Consider the following 21006-nt stretch of genomic DNA (forward strand, 5'->3'; position numbering starts at 1 on the left):
GTTCGTGGCACAGGGACAGGAACGCGGACACGACCCGGTTGTACTGGAGAAAATCTGGAAAGACTGGGAAGCATTTGCATCCTATGCCTTCAACAAATCGCACTCCACGTGTTACGCCTGGATTGCATACCAGACGGCTTACCTGAAAGCAAATTACCCGGCCGAATTTATGGCTGCGGTACTCTCCAATAACCTGAACGACATTACGCAGGTGAGTTTCTTCATGGAAGAATGCCGCCGGATGGGAATTGAAGTATTGGGACCGGATGTGAACGAATCTTCCTATGAATTTACTGTAAACCAGGCCGGAGCAGTGCGTTTCGGATTGGGAGGTATCAAAGGTTTGGGAAGCGGACCTGTTGAGAATATTATCGAAGAACGCCAGAATGGATTTTTTACCTCGATCTTCGACATGACCAAGCGCCTGAACCTGCGTTTGGTAAACAAAAAAGCATTGGAAAGCATGGCTTATGCCGGTTGTTTCGATTCCTTCAAAGGTGCTCACAGAGCGCAGTATTTTGCATTGGACGGTTCCGGAAAGACCTTCATTGAAAATGCGTTGAAATACGGGAACAGCTTACAGGATAATGAAAATTCGGCGCAGGTTTCCATGTTCGGGGAATCCACCGACGTGAAAATGCCCGAACCAACAATCCCGAATTCGGAAGAATGGAGTTTGCTGTATAAGCTGAACCGCGAAAGGGAAGTGGTGGGGATTTTTATTTCGGGTCACCCGCTGGATGATTTCCGGGTGGAGATTGAAGCATTCTGTAACGGAAATGTGGAACTGCTTTCAAATGTGAAGAATCATTTGGGGCGTGATTTCACCATTCCGGCTATTATTACGGATGCACAGCATTTAACCACGAAAACCGGAAAACCGTTCGGGTTGATTCTCATTGAAGATTATACCAATTCGCACAAACAATACATTTTCGGGGATACTTATTTGAAGTTTAAACACCTGTTGACAAAAGATTTGTTCGTAGCGATCAAGGGAAGAGTGCAGGAAGGGCCGTATCCTGACAAGATCACGAAAATGAAACCGATCGAGTTCAGTATCAATTCCATTGAGCAGCTGCAGGATATGATGGGAAATAAATCAGCAACGATTAATATTACCGTTCCGATCAAATTACTGGACCAAATGATGCTCAATAAGCTGGAAACGATGTTCAAAGAAAGCGAAGAAGGAAACTGCTCGGTAAAATTCACCGTGGTAGATCATTTGGACAATCTGACGGTGAGTATGCCTTCCAAACGGCTTCGGATCAATCCATCGGCTAAAATGCTCTCGGAAATGAAAGAAATGCAGCTGGAAGTTGGTTTTGATACGAATTGATTCAATTGACAATTGAAAAATGGATAATTGAAAAGTTTTGTATCGGTTTATTCATTTTGAAAGAGGATCACACGCTTCTCCCCTTGAGGGGAGATTGAGAGGGGTGGGAAGCTTCGGCTCGGTATGGAGACTATTTTTCTTTAGCCATTCAAGATCCGATTTGTCCAAATCGCTTTGAGAAATCAACCGACCGTTTTGAATATCAGTTTCACTCATTTCAAGCATGAGTTTTTGCTCCTTGGTCAATTTGATTTTCTCATTTTGCAGATCGCTGTTGTCAACTAAATGCATTAAAGCCATTAGATAGTCTTTATCAGAGATTGCTAATAGCTTGTCAATAATTCCATTGCGTATTGCATCAATTTGAGCCATTTTTTTCTTATTTCTTCTAAATTAATTATTTGGTTTTGTTTTTCCAAAAGAGAAATTGGTCACTATTCTCAATCCATCGGCTAAAATGCTCTCAGAAATGAAAGAAATGCAGTTGGAGGTCGGTTTTGATACGAATTAACGACTGATCTGTTTCAAGGCAAATTCCAAAACCCGATCGCTGCTTTGCAGGTATTCTTCAATGGTTTGTTCCACTGTGAAATCCGGTTTGACACCATCTCCATAGCTTTGATCAGGCAGTTTTTGTACATCCTGTTCGAGGTCTACAATTGAAAAGGACAATTGAAGTTCCGTATTCGGAAGTTGGTAGGTAACGGAGATGTGCCCGGTGTGTCCGTAATATCCCCCCAAAGCTTCCTGTCCGATAACGACCGTTCCTTCATCGCTTTTCACCATGCTGGCAAATAATGAACCTGCGGAAGCTACGAACGGACTGATCAACAGGTAAACTTTCCCGGTAAAAGCGTTGGGTTTGGGAGTCCAGAACGCATTGAATGTTTCGTTTTGATAGAACTTTCCGTCTTTTTGAATCGAATGTTCTTCCAGAAGTGTTTCTTCCAGGTCTTTGATCTCATCGGTTTCTTCTTCAACATAGTATTTCTTAAAAGGAACGGATTGAAAAAGCGTGAAAGCGGAACGGTTTTCCCTGAAATTTCGCCCGGTCAGGTAAGAATACAGTAACAGATCATTCGGATCGTTCCCGCCCCCATTTTCCCGGATATCAACGATGAGGTTTTGAATGTTCCGGCTTTTCAGATCATTGAATACTGAGTCTAGAAAAGCTGCATAGTGTTTATGACCTTCACTTTTCGGTCCGCCCAGCGCAAAAGTATTCACCGTCAGTAAACCGGTTTCGGAACTGTCCGGGTATTGAAAAGAGTAATCCGGGCCCTGACTTTTGTCGTATGTGGGAATGAACCGTTTTCGATAGTTTTCCAGGCATTTTTTGTAATCATGGGGCTTCAGGTTTTTTTGCCTGATTCCCGATTGATCCTTGTAGCTGACGGCAAAAGAATCGCATGTTCCGTAAGCCAGATAAACATAGAATGGGAGCGAACCTGTCTCAAGGAAAGCATATTTTCCGGTAAGATTGTGTCCGTCCGTGCTGGTGTACTTTGCAACTTCCTTCGCGAAGTCTTTAGCAGGAACCCCGTTTACGGAAAGTATCTCACTTCCGAGAGGAATGTTGTCATAATCGAGGTTGGAGTACAAGTTGTTATCCAGGTATTTCAAAGGCAGCGGAAAGAATATTTTTTGCCTGCGGAGTTCTTTTTTCAGGGAGTCCGGAAAATACAGTTCATTGTGGCAGCTTCCGGTAAAATCAATGACCTTCCAAATAATGTTGTAAAATTCGCGGTAAGAAGTGTGCTTTTGAATGGATTTTCTGCTTGTGGAGAATATGCTGTCTGTTTCCCGTTTTGAATGGTATTTGTATAACCCGGCATTTGCTTTTTCATAAATGCGCCGGAAAAGGTCAAAATCTTTCAATAGTTGCCGTTTGCTGAAGGATTGGTTTTGCTGGGCAGAACACTCGAGTATCAGAAGGAGGATTGACAGAACGGAAAACAGCTTGTTCATGGATTTTTTTCCAAAGATAGACCGGGCAATCCTCAATTACTTGTATAATCTTGGCAATTGCCTGTTCAATTGATCCCGGTATGCTTTGGGTGAAATACCGACATACTTCTTAAAACTGTGGGAAAAATGGGAGATATCCGTAAAATTGTAGGCATAGGCCAGGTCTGTGAGGTCGCAATCGGCATGGATTTTGGCTTTTGCGGCAAACACTTTTTTCATCAGCACATAACTCATGGGTGACATGCCGGTCAGTGATTTGAATTTTTTGGCAAACCCGTATTTATTCAGATGGACAATGCGGGCCAGTTCATCGAGGTAAAGTTTGTCTTCCAGGTTTTGCTCAATGTAGGTCGTCAGTTCGGTCAGGTAATCCGAATGGAAAGCTGTTTCCTCCTTTGTTGCTTGAGCATAGAGTGACAGTTGTGAGATGAATTCCTTTAGGAGCAATTCGGAACCTGAAGGCTTGTTTTGTTTCATTTCTGCCAGCAGCTGCGTGAAGGTCCCATTGATTTTTACATCGCGGATCTGCCTGTTCCGGAACCCGATTTCTGTTCCGCTAAGCGCATGTGCCATTAATTCCGGGGATACATAGATTGTATCAAAGCTGAGCCTGCTGTCCGGATCAATCAGCGGATTGGCATGCACCTCGTACGGATTGGTGATGGATATACAGCCGGATTCACTGTATAAAAATTGGTCGTCCAATTCTATTTTTTCAATGCCATTGCTGATAAGTGAAATGCAAAAGGTTTCATGGAAATGCTTTGGGAAATCCTGGCTTTGATTCCTGACAGAAATAAAATCAATCTCATTTGTCATGACTTTCTTTGTTTTTCATGCGTTTACGGTGTGCAAGACATCGAATATACAAATAATACCACGCTTCTCTAAGCCTTCAGGTTACCACTTATCCTTCATCATCTTTCCCTGCCTGGTAGTTTCGATTCGCATGATCGTAATCAAAAACAGGCATGTAACCATGTCTTTTGATTTCTTCCAAATCGGTGTGATCACTGGTTTTCACTTTCCAGGTCATGATAAAATCCGGGTTTTCTATCGTTTCTCCGGTGGATACCTCCCGGTACTTTCCTTCTTTGGCTTTTTTGATGGTTTCCTTCAGGTAAGGAATACGGAAAATACTGTTGTCTTCCCGGATGATCTTGAAAAATCCGTCTATGGTTAATTTGGCAATCGTACCGTGTGTCTGGTACCGCTCTATTACCTTTCCTTCCTGGTCAATAAAAGTCAATCCAACAAGAACTACTTTCCCTTTCAAATAATTTCGCAATTGTCTCCAGGTCATCATAACATTTCATATTGGTGAATTCTTTAAGTTACTGATTATCGTCCCTTTTTACTGCGTTGGAATTGTAAGAGAATGTTAATATTTTGGATTATTTAAGAAACTAGCAGTTTATTTTCTATTGATAACATAACTTGTTATCATGCGGCTTTCGGTTTTAATACTTATTCCTTTGTTTTTTAAAAAATCATGGATTTCGGTCGGATTAGCCTCGTGCAATCGTTTCCATTCCATTCCCTGGTTGTAGACAAGCATGTCTTTCATAGAAGGATCTATGATGTAGTATTGCTTCGTCAATTCTTCCAGCCGGCTTGTAAAATCGTTAATGGAAGTATATGCTTTCTCCGTTCCTTCTTCCAATTGCTCCGGACTTCGAATGTATTCACTGGCTTTGCTTAGTGATAAAGTATTCACATTTTTCTTACTCGAAATGGAATCGAAAGTGATGGATAAACCACTTAGTAATCCTTCTTCGATTTCGGCAATTGCTTTTTCAAAACTATCGTTTTTTCTCCAGTAAACAAGATCATAGCGACAACTCTCCGGGACCTTGTTTTCAATCCAAACGGTGGATGGAAGTTCATGCAAAAAGACGAATAGATCTTCCAGTGATCCGCAAGAATAGGTGATACCCACATGGTTCTCTTTCATGCGATAAGCAGAAGCACCGCTTGAGTTGTTTTCTAATGAAGGCCGGATAATGAACTGATCGATTAATTCAGGACTGCAGGACTTGTCTTTTCCGGTCATCATCTTCATTCCATTAAATACCGGGTCTTCCCCTCCACGAAATCCGCCATTTGAAATCACTTCGTGGTATGTGCTTTTTTGTTCCGGAGCTACTCCATTGGTATTGATTACTTCCAAAAGGGTTTCTTCCGTTAAATGATTGCTGCGGGAAACAATCGTGCCGTCCCGGTTTATGACGAACATAGCCGGACGACCTGTGACATTATAATTTTTAAAATCCTGTTGATCATCATCCCTTCCGACACAGAAATCGATTTTCACTTTTTTCAGGAAGTTCTCCAGCTTTTCTTTCGGATCGTCTGTAATGGCAATGAAAACCACGTCTTTGTCCTTGTATTTTGCATAGAGTGCATTATTCTCCGGGAATGCGGCTACGCAGGGAGAACACCAGGTTGCCCAGAAATCCAATACGATCACTTTTCCTTTTAGAGATTCCAATTTTAGGGATTTATCTCCACAATTGTAGTTTTCCTCAAGAGTTAATTCGGGTGCTTTCATACCTGTCTCAGCTTGAGATAAGCAAAAGAAAGGAAATACCAGAAAGCTAAGCAGGAATAGGGTATTTATTCTCAGTGTCATGGTTTTATTTTGATTTCAAAATTATTGAAAATTGATATTGAAAAATGGAAAGGATGATTTTTTTGACTTTTGTATTGGATGGAGAGATTGAAAAGGGGGGCGAGTCCTATTTCAATTTGAAATCATGTGTTTTCTCGTTATAATCGATTAGTTCAGCAATGAATTCATTATATTTCTCACGCATAGGGAGTTCATAATCTACAAATAATTCTCGACGATCAACAGAAACATTTTCTTGTGTCTTTGGATTGTAGCCGGCTTTCTTAACATTTTTCCAGTAAATCCCGATTCCTCTTTTTTGCCAGTTTGGGAGTTCATTAAAATTAATACCATACTGAAATAAAAGCTCATTTTTTTCGGCAATACTCAAACCTTCAATTTTTTTTGTTGCCTCATTTTGGGAAAAATTATCCTTCCTTAAGCGCCAATAACAGTGTGCATTTAACGCATTTCTATGCGCATCCTCATTTCTCCATCTAAAATAATCTTCTACAAGTTGTTTGTTAGGAAGCTCTGAAAGTCTGCAATCAAATGCACCGACATCACCAAGCAATGATGAAAACTTAGCACTGGCTTCGCCTGCTAAAATGGAAATGTACTTTCTGGTCTTACGGGAGAAAGCATATTCATTGTAATGGAATAATAAGGATATTTCATCGCTTTCAGTAAAACCATAAATGACATTGAAACCGCATTTCATCAGATGCTTTACGGTTTCTACCATGAGGTCTCGAAATCGTTCGTCAAAAGGAGTTTCGAACGGATGCATTTCTTTGGTAAGCTTTGTGAAACTTCTTCCGTCAATTCTTGCGACGATATACATTCCGGGTAGAATACACCTATCTTGCGAGGTCTCGTAAACCCGCATTTTAAGATCCAAATCGTCAAATTTCATTTTCCCAGTGATTTATTTTAAATGCATTGTTTTCAATTTTTACATAGTAAAGTTCGTCGAATCCCTCTTCGAAACCTGGAATTTCCAATTTACTGAATGTTCCTTTGATTCCGACTTCAGGAATGTTTTCTTTACCCGTTCTTTGATTATTCCGACTGATTGATTCGCCTAATTTTGATTGAAAATAATAACCTACCACTTTAAACCTATTGCTTTTAGCAATTGAAATATACCTTTCACGGTCTTCTTTCGTCGGATTTGTATTATCTACCACGAATGGCTGCTGGATTGAAAGACATGTTTCAATGAACTTTTGCTCTTTATTTCTTGTATTGAGCTGATCCATAGAAATACGCATGTGGGTTTTAAAGAAATATTCCTTAAAAAAAGTCGTCTTTCCAGTCGCCTGAATCCCGCAAAATAAGATCATTTCCATGCCTGATAAGGTTAGTCAGTAAGCTCTTTTCAATTGTCAATTCTCCATTTTCAATTACCTCAACTTCATCAACAAATAAGAAAATACCAGGGCATTGGATTTGGCGCTTTGTTCATTGGTCGATGAGCCTGCGTGTCCGCCTTCGGTGTTTTCGTAGTAATAGGTTTTGTACCCCAATTCATTCATTTTAGCGGCCATTTTTCGGGCATGCCCAGGGTGAACACGGTCGTCGCGGGTAGAGGTCGTGAAGAAAACTTCCGGGTAATTCATTCCCGGTTTCAGGTTTTGGTAAGGAGAATATTTCTGAATGTATGCCCATTCTTCCGGAATGTCCGGATTTCCATATTCACCCATCCAGCTGGCTCCGGCCAATAATTTGTTGAAACGCTGCATGTCCAAAAGCGGAACCTGGCAAACAACCGCGTTGTAAAGGTCCGGGCGCTGCGTAAACGCTACTCCGACCAGTAAACCGCCGTTACTTCCACCGGTAATGCCCAGGTGTTTCGGAGAAGTGATTTTTTTAGCAATCAAATCTTCCGAAACAGCAAATAAATCGTCAAACACATTCTGGCGCTTTTCCTTGATCCCGTCCTGGTGCCATTTCGGACCGAACTCGCCGCCTCCGCGAATGTTAGCAATGACGAAAACACCGCCTTTGTCCAACCAGGAATTCCCGTAAGTGGACATGTAAAAAGGCTGATAGGAAACTTCAAAACCACCGTAAGCAAGGACCAGCGTGGGATTCGTTCCATCGGTTTTAAGATCTTTTGAAGCCACCACGAAGTAGGGCACCATCGTTCCGTCTTTTGATTTTGCCTTAAACTGCTTGACTTCGTATTTGCCCGCATCAAAATAGGAGGGAAGTGACTGGCTGGACTTAAATGTATTGTTTCCGGCATCAGCAATATACAAAGTAGTCGGAGTAATGAAGTTTTCGTACTCAAAGAAATACTGGTCTGAAAGCTCGGCAGTTGACAGGATTGCAATCGTTCCGAATTCCGGAGCTTTTACTTTTTCACTGCTCCATTTTCCATTGTCGAAGGAGTAAATGTACAACTGGCTGGTTACGTTGGTCAACAGGTTAATCAGTACTTTGTTTTTTGTCGTTGAGACTTCTGAAATGCTTGAAAATTCATCCGGTTGAATGATTAACTGAACTTCCTTTATTCCCGTTAAAAGTTTGGTGAAGTTTACACTTAAAAGTGCGCCGTTTTGATAGGTTTTGGAATTGACTGTCCAATCGGATTTCAGTTGGATGATCAACTGATCGTTCAGTAAACCATTGATCCCGCAGTCTTCAGGAATATCAAGCGTAACAATTTTGTTATTGATCCAGATGAGCTTTTTGGAAGTAAAGAAGGTGGGAGCCTGTGAAATGAAGGTATAGATTTTATCGCCGTCTCTCAGAGTTCCACCCCAGGTACCAACATCCGACTGCTGGCCTTCATAGATCAACCTGGCGTCTTTCAATAATGTACCGCGTTTCCAGATCTTCACCTGGTTCGGGTAGCCTGAAGTGGTCATGGTTCCTTCGCCGAAATCGGTTGAAACGCACAAAGTATTTTCGTCAATGTAACTGGCTTCCCCTTTTGCCTCATCGATTTGGAATCCGTCAGCGATAAATTGTTTTTTTCCGGCGTCAAATTCTTTGATAAATACCGCGTCGCCGCCACCATTGGAAAGCTGAACGAGGAATCGATTGTCGGAACCATGCAGGGCAGAAACGCCTTTGTAAACCCATTTGATGTTGTCTTTTTTGGACAATTCGTCAAAATCCAGGAGAATGTCCCAGTTCATTTTTCCAGTGGTGTAGTCCGTCAAAAGGCATCTTCTCCAGATTCCACGCTCGTGGTCTTTGTCTTTCCAAAAATTGTAAACATACTTTCCGCGAATTCCCGGGTAAACAATCTTTTCGGAAGAATTGGAAATCTCCAGACTTTTGTCGTAGATGAACTGGTAGTCTTTCTCCTTGCTTAAACGGTCAAGGGTGGCTTTGTTCTGAGCCGCTACGAATTCGAGTGCTTTTTCGCTTTCCACTTCTTCCAGCCAAAGGTATTTGTCTTCCTGTGCCTGGATTGTTGGAGTGATTCCGAGGATTGTCATGAGAATAAGAGGATATTTTGTCATGGTACTGTTTTTAGATGTGGTTTATGAATCGTGGTAAAGCTGTTAATTGTAAGCGGATACAATATACGGATAAATAGAAGTAAATAATAGTGCGGGAAAGAAAAACCAGATTTCTAAGACTTCATTTTCTTGACTTTCCGAAAAATAGCTTTGAAAAAACACTTGTTTTACTACTGTTTTTCACTAGTCTTTGCCGCTTTAAAATTTCGTCTCGGGCCAGTTGGTAGTAAGTTGTATTACTCACCGAAAATCCTCCAGAGTTTTTTTTGCTTATTTCCGTTTCAGCCAATTTCATCGCTTTATCAAGTTGGTCGATTCGAATTAAACAAGTCACCAAAAGAGGCATAATTGATGTTTGTTCAGCTTGTAATTCAAGATGGTTTATAAATGTTTGCAAATCAGTAATATGTTCCAATTTGGCTATGTGTTGATTTACTTTTTGAAGAACGGATTCAAATGCCAATTCAGGTTTATTCGGATCAATAACCTCTATCCAATTAGCAATAGGACACCCTTTTAAGACCCATGCTCCGATAATCCGGAAACTCATCGGTTGTTGTTTATTTTCAGGTAAACTGACAATTTCCCAGAATAACAGGTCTATATCGGCAGGTTTAAATTCCAGATAGATAACAACCTCATTTTTTTTGTTCACCTTCATACACGAAAAAGAAAATAGAAGGTCTCCTTTTTGTTGAAAGTTTGCCCAGGCAGATCGTTTCCACTTTTCTTTCCTGAAAATTTGCTTGCCAATATTAAGCCATTCTTTTTCAGTTGTTTTTTCTCCGAAAGCCATGGTTTAAGTTAGTCCAGCAAACTCCGCAATTCTATCAGCTCATTCACCTTTTCCAGGTTTCCTACCTGCTGGAAAGAAGAGACCAGGTTGGTCAGCATGCGGCGGATAATGTCCGAATTGGAGCAGGGTTGAAAGTGACTCGCCTGCGGGGCAACCTGTATGCTCGACAAGAACTGAACAATGTCGTCTTTTTGAAGCATGCTTCCTTTGGAAAATGCGTTGATGTAGAACAAAACCCCGTATTCATTTCCGTTCGAGATAAACTGGTTCACTCCATTGTTGTCCATATAAGCCAGCACGAAATGGTTGGGAAGGTTTACTCCGTAAATAGGAAGTTTTAATTCCTGGGCAATAATACTGTAAAGAATACTCAGGCTCAGCGGATTTCCTTTCTTAGTCTCAATCACCGTATTCAGGAAAGAATTCAGCGGTGAGTTGTAATTCTTGGAATTTCCGGAGAAACCGTATTGCCCGAAAAGGACTTTATTGATAATACGGATTGATTCGAAAGCGGTCATGTTCGGGTTCAGTTCCAGCCAGCAATCCCTGCGGACACGTTCAATGAACTCGTAAATATGCTTCTCGTCTAAACCGGGATATTGGTATTTTGCCACAATGATGGCACCTTTCAGTAAATCTTTGGTAGAACTATGGTACCAGGAAACCAGCTGGCGTTTGCATTCTTCGAATTGGATTTCGTGGATCAGGGTCTCAATACGCGACTGGAAAAGCAATCCGTAATCTTTTTCTTCCCAGGAAGATTCCAACAACTGCACTGCATCCGGTCCTATCTCCAGTAAGCGATCTCTTACATGCGCATAAACTTGCTCATCCGGATCATCCATGAGTGCAATTAGGGCTTGTAAAGATTTGAGATCTTTCATGTAACAAAGATATAGGAAGCTGAATTCGGATTTTGAATTCTTTCGTTGAAACTATTAATACTGGAATGTGAACAACGAATTAAAACGATGTAAACAGCTTGGTTTTGCTCAGAAAAGAATTCGAATAGGTGTAACTTTTTGTCAAATAATCGATTAAAAGTGATATTTACTCATTTAACCCCAAAACGTTTGGTATGTTATTTGTTATCAACGATATTCGCATCACTAAAACTACAGCACAATGAAACGTCTATTAATTTTCAGCCTTTCTTTAGCGGCACTTGCACAAGTTGTATCTTGTAAGAAAACAAAATGGGAATACGATGAAAGTAATGCCCCAAAAACCAACGCAATCGTAGAAAATGCTTTTGCTGAAATGGCAAGTATGTCAGATCAGGCTTACGAGGGCGGGGACTTCGTTTACGGGATCGACAAGCCGATTATCCGTTACCAGGACAAACACACAGTTACTGAGTCCGAAAAAGCAAATTGTAATGTGATCATTACTATTGATACCATCGGTTCACAAGATACCATTACGATCGATTGGGGAAACACCAATTGTACTTGTAATGACCAAAAACAACGCCGTGGTAAGTTGATCATTTCTTACAACGGACCTTATTACAACCAGGGAACAATTATCCGATATACTCCGGTTAATTACTATGTAAACAACCACAAAGTAGAAGGATTGATGACTGTTGAGAATATGGGGGCAAACGGACAGGGACAGCCTTATTTCAATGTCAGCATCAATGGTGTGGTGACTTTGGCTACCGGTGAGATCGCAACCTATGTTTCATCTCAGGTCAGAACATTTACAAACGGATATACGACACATTTGTGGATTTACGATGACGAATGGGATGTTACCGGAACAGCTACCGCACAAGTGGTGAACGGAGACGGATATGTGGCGAATATTACAAGCCCATTGCATGTGAAGGTAGGATGTCCTTACATCACAAAAGGAACTCTTGAAATTACTCCAACCGGAAAATCAATGCGCAAGATTGATTACGGATCCGGAACTTGCGACGGAACGTTCACGATCGAGATCAACGGACATACGTATACGATTACGTATTAATACATCCGGTATTCATATAAAAAACGTAGGGGCGTCTCGGTTTAACCGAGACGCCCCTACGTTTTTATTTAATATTGAATTACTGGCTCTTCATCAATTCTGTAATCAATCGGTCATTGGAGAAACCTTCGGCTTCTGCCCGGTAGTTTCGAACGATACGATGTCTCAGGATCGGCAGAGCTACTGCTTTCACATCATCGATATCAGGAGAAAAACGTCCGTGTAACGCTGCGTGGCATTTTGCTCCAACGATTAAGTATTGTGATGCTCTCGGACCTGCTCCCCAGGAAATAAAGTCTTTGGTCAATTGCGGCGCCATAGGATTGTCCTTTCGCGTCTTTGCAACCAGTTTTACGGCATATTCCAATACATTATCAGGAACCGGAATACGTCGGATCAATTCCTGGTATTCGGCAATTTTTTCGCCGGAAACGATCTGTTTCAATTGGATTTTCGTGTCTGAAGTCGTGCTTTTTACAATCGCGAGTTCTTCTACAAATGTCGGATAGTCTACCCAGATGTTGAACATAAAACGGTCCAATTGAGCTTCAGGCAGGGGATAAGTTCCTTCCTGTTCAATCGGGTTTTGTGTTGCCAATACAAAGAATGGGTGCGGAAGCGTGTAGGTTGTTCCGGCAGCAGTTACTCTTCGTTCCTGCATAGCTTCCAACAATGCTGATTGCGTTTTTGGAGGCGTACGGTTGATCTCATCGGCCAAAATGATATTGTTGAACAATGGCCCTTTAATGAATTTGAACTGGCGGCTTTCGTCCAGGATTTCAGAACCAATAATATCCGAAGGCATTAGATCGGGAGTAAACTGAACTCTGTTGAAAGATAGTCCGAGTGTATCGGCAATGGTGTTGACCAAAAGTGTTTTTGCCAAGCCGGGAACACCGACAAGCAAACAGTGCCCGCGGGAGAAAATAGAGATCAATACCTGATCAACTACTTCTTCCTGGCCAACAATTACCTGGTGAATTTCGTTTTTAAGTGCTTTGTAGTCTTTTACCAGTTGTTCAATAGCAGCGACGTCTGACATAGTTTTATAGTTTTTCTTTAAGGTGCTTTAGGAACCCACTGATTTTCAAAAGTGCAATTTTTGAAAGAATCATCAATGCGGATATATGCAGTTGAAATTTTGGTTTTCGTCCATTTGGCGATTGCCTGTTGTTTCTTTTGTTCCAAAGCCATCATGCGGAAAAGGTTGTAGTCATCCTTCAAATTACCGACATGCGGCATCGTGCGCTCAGCTACACGTACAATACGGATCGCTTCTTTGCGTTCGTTGAAGTCGTAATATAAAAGCGGTGCAGTGACCTGGTTCAATTCCAACCCGTCTGTTAACTGGAACATCATGGGATCTACCTGGTTCACTTGTTCCACGCTCCATTTGATTTCTCCGGTTATCGGGTTTGTAATGTAACCGTTGTTTTCTTTGGTGTTTGCATCGTTGGAATAGATTTTCACAGCATCCTCCCAGGTTACTTTATTTTCTTTGAGTTCACTATAACACTTTTCCATTCGCTTGCTGGAAGCGTCCAGGTTGTCCAGGCTGAATTTCGGAGCGATCAGGATGTGGTTAACAATGTAATCGTCTCCCTTTCTTTCGATCAACTGCATGAAGTGGTAACCGAATTCTGTTTCGAATACTTCACTGATCTCACCCACTTTTAAGCTGTATGCTGTGGCTTCAAACGGTTTTACCATTGCTCCGCGAGTAGCCTCAATGCGTCCGCAGGCTTTGGCACTTCCGGGATCTTCCGAATAAAAAGCTGCGGCTGAACAAAAGCTTGTTTTCCCGGATGCAACTTGTTTCCGGATGTCAGAGATTTGTTTGTAAGCAATTTCCTTATCATTTTTTGTAATGGCCGGGAAAATAGCGATTTGCTGGAAAGAAAGCTGCGAATTGATATAAGGCAGACTGTCTTTTGGAATGGAATTGAAAAAGGTTTCGACTTCCATTGGGGAAACATCAATGGTGGCAGTAATTCCCCGCTCTACTTCCTGTCCCTGCATACGTTTTTTGATCGTAGCCCGGAATTCTTCTTTGATCTGAAGTTTTGTCTTTCCGTAAAATGATTCGATAGTAATGGGATTTCCTTTTTCATCTTTCACATTCTTCATTTGACTTTCAATCAGGCGAAGTTTGTTTTCCATTTCTGCATCAACCTGTTCGTCGCTAATCTGAATAGAATCCAGTTCTGCCTGGTTGACCAAAAGGAAATTATAGAGCATTTGTTCCAGAATGGCACATTCGTCAATGTCCTGGTCCGTCACTCCATTCTGCTTCATGGATTGTTTTTGTCCCTCAATTTCAGAATGAAGCACAATGTTATCACCCACCTGAGCAACTACTTTATCAATGATTTTCGGTTGGGCAAAGGATTCGGTGAATGCCAATGTGAAGAATAAACTAAGGAATATGCTGTATTTCATGTTGTTTTTGTCAAGCAAATGAGTTGCTAATTTCGTGTTCTTTTTTGAGATTCAATCAATAACGCAAAGCAAATTACATTATTTTAAGAATTAACTGTTTTTTCCAAAAAGAAAAACCGGCATCGCCGGCTTTCTTTTGATTATTTTCCTAAACTATAAAGGACCTGTTCATGTATGACAATCGGATGCTTTTTGGCAATTTCAGTCAGCCATTCCTTTTCCAGGTAAGTCTGGTAATCCGAAGTTGCAGCTCCCTTTGCTTCAGCCATTGTTTTTTGAGTTGGTTCCAGGATTTCGTCTACTTTAACAATGTAGTACTTACCATCAAACACATACGCCGGATTCACTCCTTTTTTCAGGTCATGTCCTTTTAGGTAAGGGGTAGATTCCACTTCGAATTTTCCGGTTCTCACACGCAGATTTAACTCGGAATCTTTATTGATTGTATTGATAACCGTGCGTGAAGAGATGGTGTCATTTTTCAGCATTACAGCTACCTTCTTAGAGATGTCTTCAGTAGAACATTCGTAGATATAAGCGTTATATCTTTTTCCCCAGGTGTAGTTTGCATTGTGGCCTTCGAAGAATGTTTTCAATCCTGAAGTGTCTTTGATGGCTTTATTCCAAACTTTATCTGACATGATCTCATACAATAAGATACCGTCGTGGTATTCCTGCATCAAAGCTTTGAAATCCGGGTACTTGCTGTCTAATTTGCTTTCTTCATAAGCAAGGATCTCGCTGTTCTGCCAGGCTGCATATTGTTTTTTAACCAATGCATGTGCATCCATGTTTCTGTAAGTTCTGAAATTCTTTTGAAGGTATGAAGCGAACTCTTTTTGTGTAAACGCTTTTTTGTCCAAAGTGAACATGGCTGTATTTGTCTTCAGCTTATCCGCATTCCAGGTTCCTTTGTAGTAATTGGTGTCGATGTTTTGTACGAACCATTTGCTGGTTTTGCTGTAACTGTCCTTGAAAGCATAGGTCTTCTTCAATTTCTCGATGAATGACTGCTGTGTTACAACAGAACGTTCGTCTTTATTGACTTTCCCCTGGATTTCTTTTTTCAATTCTTCGAAACTGCGCAATGGAGTTAAGTCCAGACGCTTAATGATGTGGTATCCGAAGGCTGTTTGAACCGGTTGTGAAACATCACCGTTTGCTTTTAGCTGGAATGCAGCTTCTTCGAATTCCGGTACCATGCGTGTAGTGGTTCCTGTTCCGAACAACGGCAGTTCGCCTCCTTTTTCAGCTGTTTGTGAATCGTCTGAGAATTCACTTGCCAATTTTTCGAAGGATTCACCTGCCTGAAGTTTAGCGTAGATTTCATCCACTTTTTTATGAGCCGATTCGATGTCTTCCGCACTTGCATCTTTTCCGGTCGCAACCATGATGTGCGCCGCTTTCATCGTACCTCTTGCCGGTCGCATGTCGATGACTTTCAAAATGTGGTAACCGAATTTGGTGCGTACCGGATCGGAGATTTTTCCGATCGGTGTATTGTATGCAGCTTCCTCAAATTGGTAAACCATCTGGAATGCCGTAAAATAACCTAAATCACCGCCGTTTCTAACAGCAGAAGGATCGTCTGAGCCATTCTTGCCTTTTGCAACGGTTGCAAAATCCTCACCGTTCTCAATGCGTTTCTTGATCGCCAGGATACGGTTGTATGCAGCAAGTGTATCTTCCGGGGACGCATTTTCAGCGACTTTAACCAGGATGTGTGCTGCATGAACTTCATTTTTCATGCGCTCATATGCTTGTTTCACCAGCGAGCTATTCTTTGTAGAATCAATCAGATAAGGTTGCGACAATTGTTTTCTGTAACCAGCCAATTCCTTTTTCAATTTAGGAATGGTGTCGTATCCGAGCGCTTCTGCTTCTGCAACTTTCAGCTTGAATTTCTTGAATAATTCCATGTATTCATCCAACGCCTGTTTGTCGTATTTCGGATTTGGATTATTCTTTAAATAAATTTGTAAAAATTCGGATTTGGTAACCTTTTTACCGTCAATTTCCATGACAACATTGTCCGTTTGAGCGGTAGTATTTAGGGAAAATAGAATTCCTAAGGCTAATATTAGTTGTTTTTTCATGTATTGTTATACTTTATTCAAACCAAGAACGCCAAAAATAACACATTGTTTCGGCTTTGAAAGTAAAATCGAATGAATTAAGAAAAAATTAAGGTTTGTTTATTCATAAACACAGTAGGGGCGGAAAATTTTCCGCCCCTACTGTGTTTAATTTGTTTTAACGATCATTTCAAGCTGTAATTCGGAGCTTCGCGCGTGATAGTTACATCATGCGGGTGTGATTCGCGCATTCCTGCTGAGGTGATGCGTACAAATTCGGCACCTTTCAATTTATCGATAGAACCAGCTCCGCAGTAACCCATTCCTGCTCTCAGACCACCAACGATCTGGTATACCACTTCGAATAAGTTTCCTTTGTAAGGAACGCGTCCTGAAATCCCTTCCGGAACCAGTTTCTTGATATCGTCCTCTGCATCCTGGAAATAACGGTCTTTTGAACCTTTCTGCATGGCTTCCAAAGATCCCATTCCGCGGTAAGATTTGAACTTTCTTCCTTCGTAGATGATGGTTTCACCCGGAGATTCTTCCACTCCTGCAAACATGGAGCCGATCATGACTACGTCCGCTCCGGCCGCGATTGCCTTTACGATGTCTCCGGTATAGCGGATTCCTCCGTCGGCAATTACCGGAACACCAGTTCCTTCCAAAGCCAAAGCAACATCATTTACCGCTGTTAATTGGGGAACTCCAACTCCGGCAATAACGCGTGTAGTACAAATGGATCCGGGACCAATTCCTACTTTCACCGCATCAGCTCCGGCTTCAACCAGGTATTTGGCAGCTGCTGCAGTAGCGATGTTCCCTACAATAACATCCAGTTTCGGATATTTCGCTTTTACTTCTTTTAGTTTTACAACTACTCCCTCCGTGTGCCCGTGAGCGGTATCAATAACGATAGCATCAACACCTGCATCAACCAACGCCTGAACGCGTTCGATTGTATCGTGAGTAACTCCAACAGCGGCAGCAACACGTAATCTTCCGTATTGGTCCTTGCAGGAGTTCGGATGTGTTTTTACTTTGATGATATCGCGGTAAGTGATCAACCCGATTAAGGTGTTGTTTGCATCAACAACCGGTAGTTTTTCGATTTTATTTTCCTGTAATATTTCTTCGGCAGTTGCCAGGCTGGTGCCGTCTTTGGTAGTGATCAGGTTTTGGGTAGTCATGATCTCTCTAACCGGGCGTGAATGGTTTTTCTCAAAACGCAAATCACGGTTTGTAATGATCCCTTTTAGTTTTCGTGCTCCGTCAACAACCGGGATTCCGCCGATCTTGTATTCTGCCATTAATTCCAACGCATCATTAACGAGGGCATGCTCCGATAAAGTAACCGGGTCAAGGATCATTCCGCTTTCGGAACGCTTGACTTTTCTTACTTCCAATGCCTGATCGGCAATGGTCATGTTTTTGTGAATTACTCCGATTCCTCCGTGCTGGGCAAGTGCAATTGCCAAACTTGCTTCCGTAACCGTGTCCATTGCAGCGGAAACGATAGGAGTGTTAACCTCGATATTGCGGGTAATTTTACTTTTTAATTGAACGTCGCGAGGTAGAACTTGTGAAAATGCCGGGACTAAGAGTACGTCGTCGTATGTGAGACCTTCTCTGACTGAATTAAGATTGGACAGTGCCATGTGTGAACCTACTTTTGAAATAAATTCTCGCAAAAGTAATTATTTTCGGTCACAAACAAATCGGTTTAGTTAAACTTTCTGTTAACTTTTCGACTTTCAGCTTATAATTAATGTTAAACGGAGTGAAAGCTTTCGATGATTATCGAAAATTCCGTATTCTTGCTGTATGAATAATTGGTTGAAATACGGACTTATCGGGATGGTAATTGCCATTTCGCTGAACGCAAATTCTCAGAAGGATGAGCGTTTAATTCAATTGTCAGGTGTGGTCGTTTCATCAGACAGTCTGCAGGAAATGCCTTATGCCGGCGTTTATAATAAAACAACCCGCAGAGGAACGATTGCCGATATTTACGGCTTTTTCTCCCTGGTAGTTCATCCGAGTGATACGATTATGTTCCGCTATTACGGGCATAAACCGTCTTCTTATATCGTTCCGGATACTTTAAGTGAGAACAGATATTCCATTATTCACATGATGACTGTTGATACGATTCAATTGAGTGAAGTTGTTATTTATCCATGGCCTTCCAAAGAAGCATTTGCCCAGGCTTTTGTGGAGATGAATCCTTACGACGACGCGATGTTGAGAGCTCAAAAAGAATTGTCAGGACAATCGCTGGCACAAATTGCTTCACTGGTTCCGAATGATGCTTCTCTTTCTTTCGGAAATGTGGTGAATCAGAACAATACGCGTTTATACACCATGGGGCAATCTCCGGTAAACAACTTGCTTAACCCGTTTGCATGGGCTACCTTTCTGCAGAAATGGAGATCGGGTGAGCTAAGACGGCAATAAATTCACCAATAGATCCTTTTTAGGGTTCACCGCAAAGAATGGAAGGACGCAAAGATTAAACCAATGAACTTTGCTCCCAGCGCTCTTTGCGGTAAAAATGTCCTTTATTTCGTGTTCAAAGCTTTTTTGTAGCGGTCTAAAACCCTTTCTCGTGCCCATTTATGCTCTACGATTGGTTTCGGGTAATCTGCGGTTCCAAATTCAGTGACCCATTTTTTGATGTATTCGAACTTCGGATCGAATTTTTCCTGCTGGCTGGTCGGATTAAAAATCCGGAAGTAGGGAGCTGCATCAACACCTGAACCGGCAGCCCACTGCCATCCTCCGACATTGCTAGCCAAATCAAAATCCAATAGTTTCTCTGCGAAATAACGCTCGCCCAGTCGCCAGTCGTGCAATAAATGTTTGCATAAAAAACTTGCAACAACCATCCGAATGCGATTATGCATATGACCGGTCTCATTCAGTTCGCGCATTCCGGCGTCGACCAGCGGATAACCTGTTTTCCCTTCACACCAGGCACGGAACTGCTTTTCATCAAATTCCCAGGTGATCCGGTCATATTCCGCTTTGAATGCATGATCCACGCTTTTGGGATACCAATACAGGATCATTTGGTAGAAATCCCGCCAGATCAATTCGTTGAAGTATTTTTCATTGGTTTCCATTGCTTTTTTCGCAAGTTCACGGATCGAAATGGTCCCGAAGCGTAAATGGACACTCAAACGGGAAGTGCCTTCAATGGATGGGATGTCGCGAGTATCATGATAGTTCCTCAGGATGTTCTCCGGAATTTTTGAAGCCGGAAAGTCTTGGGTTTGTTTGTCGCTGAATCCTAATTCTTCCAATGATGGAAAGGATATTTCGGCGTTATTGCTAAGGTTGTAAGCGTATTTCTCTACCGGGTAAGAGCTCAGGTAAAAGTCGTTCAGTTTTTCTTTCCAGCGCTTCATGTATGGTGTGAAGACGTGGTAAGGATTTCCGTCGGGTTTTACGACCTCATCTTTTTCAAAAATAACCTGGTCTTTTGATCCTGAAAATGTGCAGTTTAGTTTTTGAAGTGCTTCGTGGACGAATTTATCCCGTTTAATGGCATTTGGTTCATAATCGCGGTTGCAGAAAACTTTCCGGACAGCATGTTTTTTGACCAGCTCCGGAATAACCTGTTCCGGATTTCCGTGAAATACCCAGAGAGAAGATCCTAATTTTTGATATGCGGCGTTTAGTTCTTCAATGAAGCGGTAAATAAATAGAACCCGCTGGTCGTGATTAGGAAGTAAATTTAAGATCTCAGTATCGAAAATGAATATTGGCTGAACATTTTCTCCTTGTTTTAAAGCTTTGAAAAGTCCGGCGTTATCGTGGATTCTCAAATCTCTTCGGTGCCAGAAAAATGTCAAATTTCCCATGAACGGACCTGTTTTATTGTTGTAGTAGGGTAGCGATTAATCGCCACCCTACGATCAAATGAATATTAATACCACGAATGTATAATTCCCATTACAGCTACAAAAACGCCTAAAATGGTTCCGATTAAAGTCATTCGCGTGCGTTTCTTCAGGTAAACAATAGAGCAAAACAATACTGAAAAAACACCGACAATGATGCTGAGCATACTCAGGAAAAACAACTGATTCTCATAATTGAACCGCAGGGATTGAGTAAACTCATTGTCTTTGATAGCTGCATTGCTGTTCAGGTCAGTCAAAAAAGGAATAATAGCAAATTGATTGTAGCAAACCAAAAGCAGACCGATGACGCTGATTACAAAACCTATTGCTGAAAGAGCTCTCATATTGATTGATATGTTCTGTAAAATTAGAAGAAAAAGCTAAGCTTTTGATATTGATTCTGAATTTTTA

The 21006-nt window shown here is 41.6% G+C and carries 18 protein-coding genes and 1 pseudogene; 3 read left to right on the forward strand and 16 right to left on the reverse strand.

Annotated features, from left to right (window positions below; translation table 11 throughout):
- Positions 1-1342: pseudogene (locus tag QZT69_RS05370) on the forward strand (DNA polymerase III subunit alpha); the annotation flags it as partial.
- Positions 1343-1393: 51 nt separating this feature from the next.
- Here QZT69_RS05370 and QZT69_RS05375 read toward each other — a convergent pair.
- The 10 genes from QZT69_RS05375 to QZT69_RS05420 all read right to left on the reverse strand — a co-directional run bounded on the left by QZT69_RS05375 (position 1394) and on the right by QZT69_RS05420 (position 11080).
- On the reverse strand, positions 1394-1714 hold the full coding sequence (locus QZT69_RS05375; protein ID WP_294671419.1) for a hypothetical protein: 321 nt from the start codon (positions 1712-1714) through the stop codon (positions 1394-1396).
- 135 nt (positions 1715-1849) lie between these two features.
- Positions 1850-3310 (reverse strand): S41 family peptidase, encoded by a 1461-nt coding sequence (locus QZT69_RS05380; RefSeq protein ID WP_294671421.1) that lies wholly within the window; start codon positions 3308-3310, stop codon positions 1850-1852.
- A 36-nt stretch (positions 3311-3346) separates the two neighbouring features.
- The gene (locus QZT69_RS05385; RefSeq protein ID WP_294671423.1) at positions 3347-4129 is read right to left on the reverse strand and encodes an AraC family transcriptional regulator; all 783 of its coding nucleotides are present in this window, start codon (positions 4127-4129) and stop codon (positions 3347-3349) included.
- Between the two features lie 88 nt (positions 4130-4217).
- On the reverse strand, positions 4218-4616 hold the full coding sequence (locus tag QZT69_RS05390; protein ID WP_294671424.1) for a hypothetical protein: 399 nt from the start codon (positions 4614-4616) through the stop codon (positions 4218-4220).
- 108 nt (positions 4617-4724) lie between these two features.
- A complete protein-coding gene (locus QZT69_RS05395; protein WP_294671427.1) occupies positions 4725-5942 on the reverse strand; it encodes a peroxiredoxin in 1218 nt (405 codons plus the stop codon).
- A 106-nt stretch (positions 5943-6048) separates the two neighbouring features.
- Entirely contained in the window at positions 6049-6837 is a 789-nt protein-coding gene (locus QZT69_RS05400) for a tRNA(His) guanylyltransferase Thg1 family protein (RefSeq protein ID WP_294671430.1), read from the reverse strand.
- Positions 6827-7273, reverse strand: coding sequence for an AAA family ATPase (locus QZT69_RS05405; RefSeq protein ID WP_294671433.1), 447 nt, complete (start codon positions 7271-7273; stop codon positions 6827-6829). The genes QZT69_RS05400 and QZT69_RS05405 overlap by 11 nt, the downstream gene beginning before the upstream one ends.
- Before the next feature lie 54 nt (positions 7274-7327).
- On the reverse strand, positions 7328-9400 hold the full coding sequence (locus QZT69_RS05410) for a prolyl oligopeptidase family serine peptidase (protein ID WP_294671437.1): 2073 nt from the start codon (positions 9398-9400) through the stop codon (positions 7328-7330).
- Positions 9401-9521: 121 nt separating this feature from the next.
- The gene (locus tag QZT69_RS05415) at positions 9522-10196 is read right to left on the reverse strand and encodes a hypothetical protein (RefSeq protein WP_294671439.1); all 675 of its coding nucleotides are present in this window, start codon (positions 10194-10196) and stop codon (positions 9522-9524) included.
- Between the two features lie 8 nt (positions 10197-10204).
- Positions 10205-11080: a transglutaminase-like domain-containing protein gene (locus tag QZT69_RS05420; RefSeq protein WP_294671442.1), complete on the reverse strand. Its 876-nt coding sequence runs from the start codon at positions 11078-11080 to the stop codon at positions 10205-10207.
- A gap of 241 nt (positions 11081-11321) precedes the next feature.
- On the opposite strand from QZT69_RS05420, the gene QZT69_RS05425 reads away from it, so the two are divergent.
- On the forward strand, positions 11322-12173 hold the full coding sequence (locus tag QZT69_RS05425; RefSeq protein WP_294671445.1) for a hypothetical protein: 852 nt from the start codon (positions 11322-11324) through the stop codon (positions 12171-12173).
- A gap of 79 nt (positions 12174-12252) precedes the next feature.
- Here the strand turns inward: QZT69_RS05425 and QZT69_RS05430 are convergent, their stop codons facing one another.
- From QZT69_RS05430 to guaB, 4 genes are all read right to left on the reverse strand, one after another.
- The gene (locus tag QZT69_RS05430) at positions 12253-13215 is read right to left on the reverse strand and encodes an AAA family ATPase (protein WP_294671448.1); all 963 of its coding nucleotides are present in this window, start codon (positions 13213-13215) and stop codon (positions 12253-12255) included.
- A 17-nt stretch (positions 13216-13232) separates the two neighbouring features.
- On the reverse strand, positions 13233-14612 hold the full coding sequence (locus QZT69_RS05435; protein WP_294671451.1) for a peptidylprolyl isomerase: 1380 nt from the start codon (positions 14610-14612) through the stop codon (positions 13233-13235).
- A 140-nt stretch (positions 14613-14752) separates the two neighbouring features.
- A complete protein-coding gene (locus QZT69_RS05440; RefSeq protein WP_294671454.1) occupies positions 14753-16708 on the reverse strand; it encodes a peptidylprolyl isomerase in 1956 nt (651 codons plus the stop codon).
- A gap of 164 nt (positions 16709-16872) precedes the next feature.
- A complete protein-coding gene (gene guaB, locus QZT69_RS05445; RefSeq protein WP_294671457.1) occupies positions 16873-18345 on the reverse strand; it encodes an IMP dehydrogenase in 1473 nt (490 codons plus the stop codon).
- 166 nt (positions 18346-18511) lie between these two features.
- On the opposite strand from guaB, the gene QZT69_RS05450 reads away from it, so the two are divergent.
- On the forward strand, positions 18512-19144 hold the full coding sequence (locus QZT69_RS05450) for a carboxypeptidase-like regulatory domain-containing protein (protein ID WP_294671460.1): 633 nt from the start codon (positions 18512-18514) through the stop codon (positions 19142-19144).
- Positions 19145-19248: 104 nt separating this feature from the next.
- Here the strand turns inward: QZT69_RS05450 and QZT69_RS05455 are convergent, their stop codons facing one another.
- Both QZT69_RS05455 and QZT69_RS05460 read right to left on the reverse strand, forming a co-directional pair.
- Entirely contained in the window at positions 19249-20553 is a 1305-nt protein-coding gene (locus QZT69_RS05455; RefSeq protein WP_294671464.1) for a deoxyribodipyrimidine photo-lyase, read from the reverse strand.
- A 65-nt stretch (positions 20554-20618) separates the two neighbouring features.
- Positions 20619-20939 (reverse strand): hypothetical protein, encoded by a 321-nt coding sequence (locus QZT69_RS05460; protein WP_294671467.1) that lies wholly within the window; start codon positions 20937-20939, stop codon positions 20619-20621.
- Between the last annotated feature and the right edge of the window lie 67 nt (positions 20940-21006).

This window comes from uncultured Fluviicola sp. (assembly GCF_902168135.1).
GTDB lineage: Bacteria > Bacteroidota > Bacteroidia > Flavobacteriales_D > Crocinitomicaceae > Fluviicola.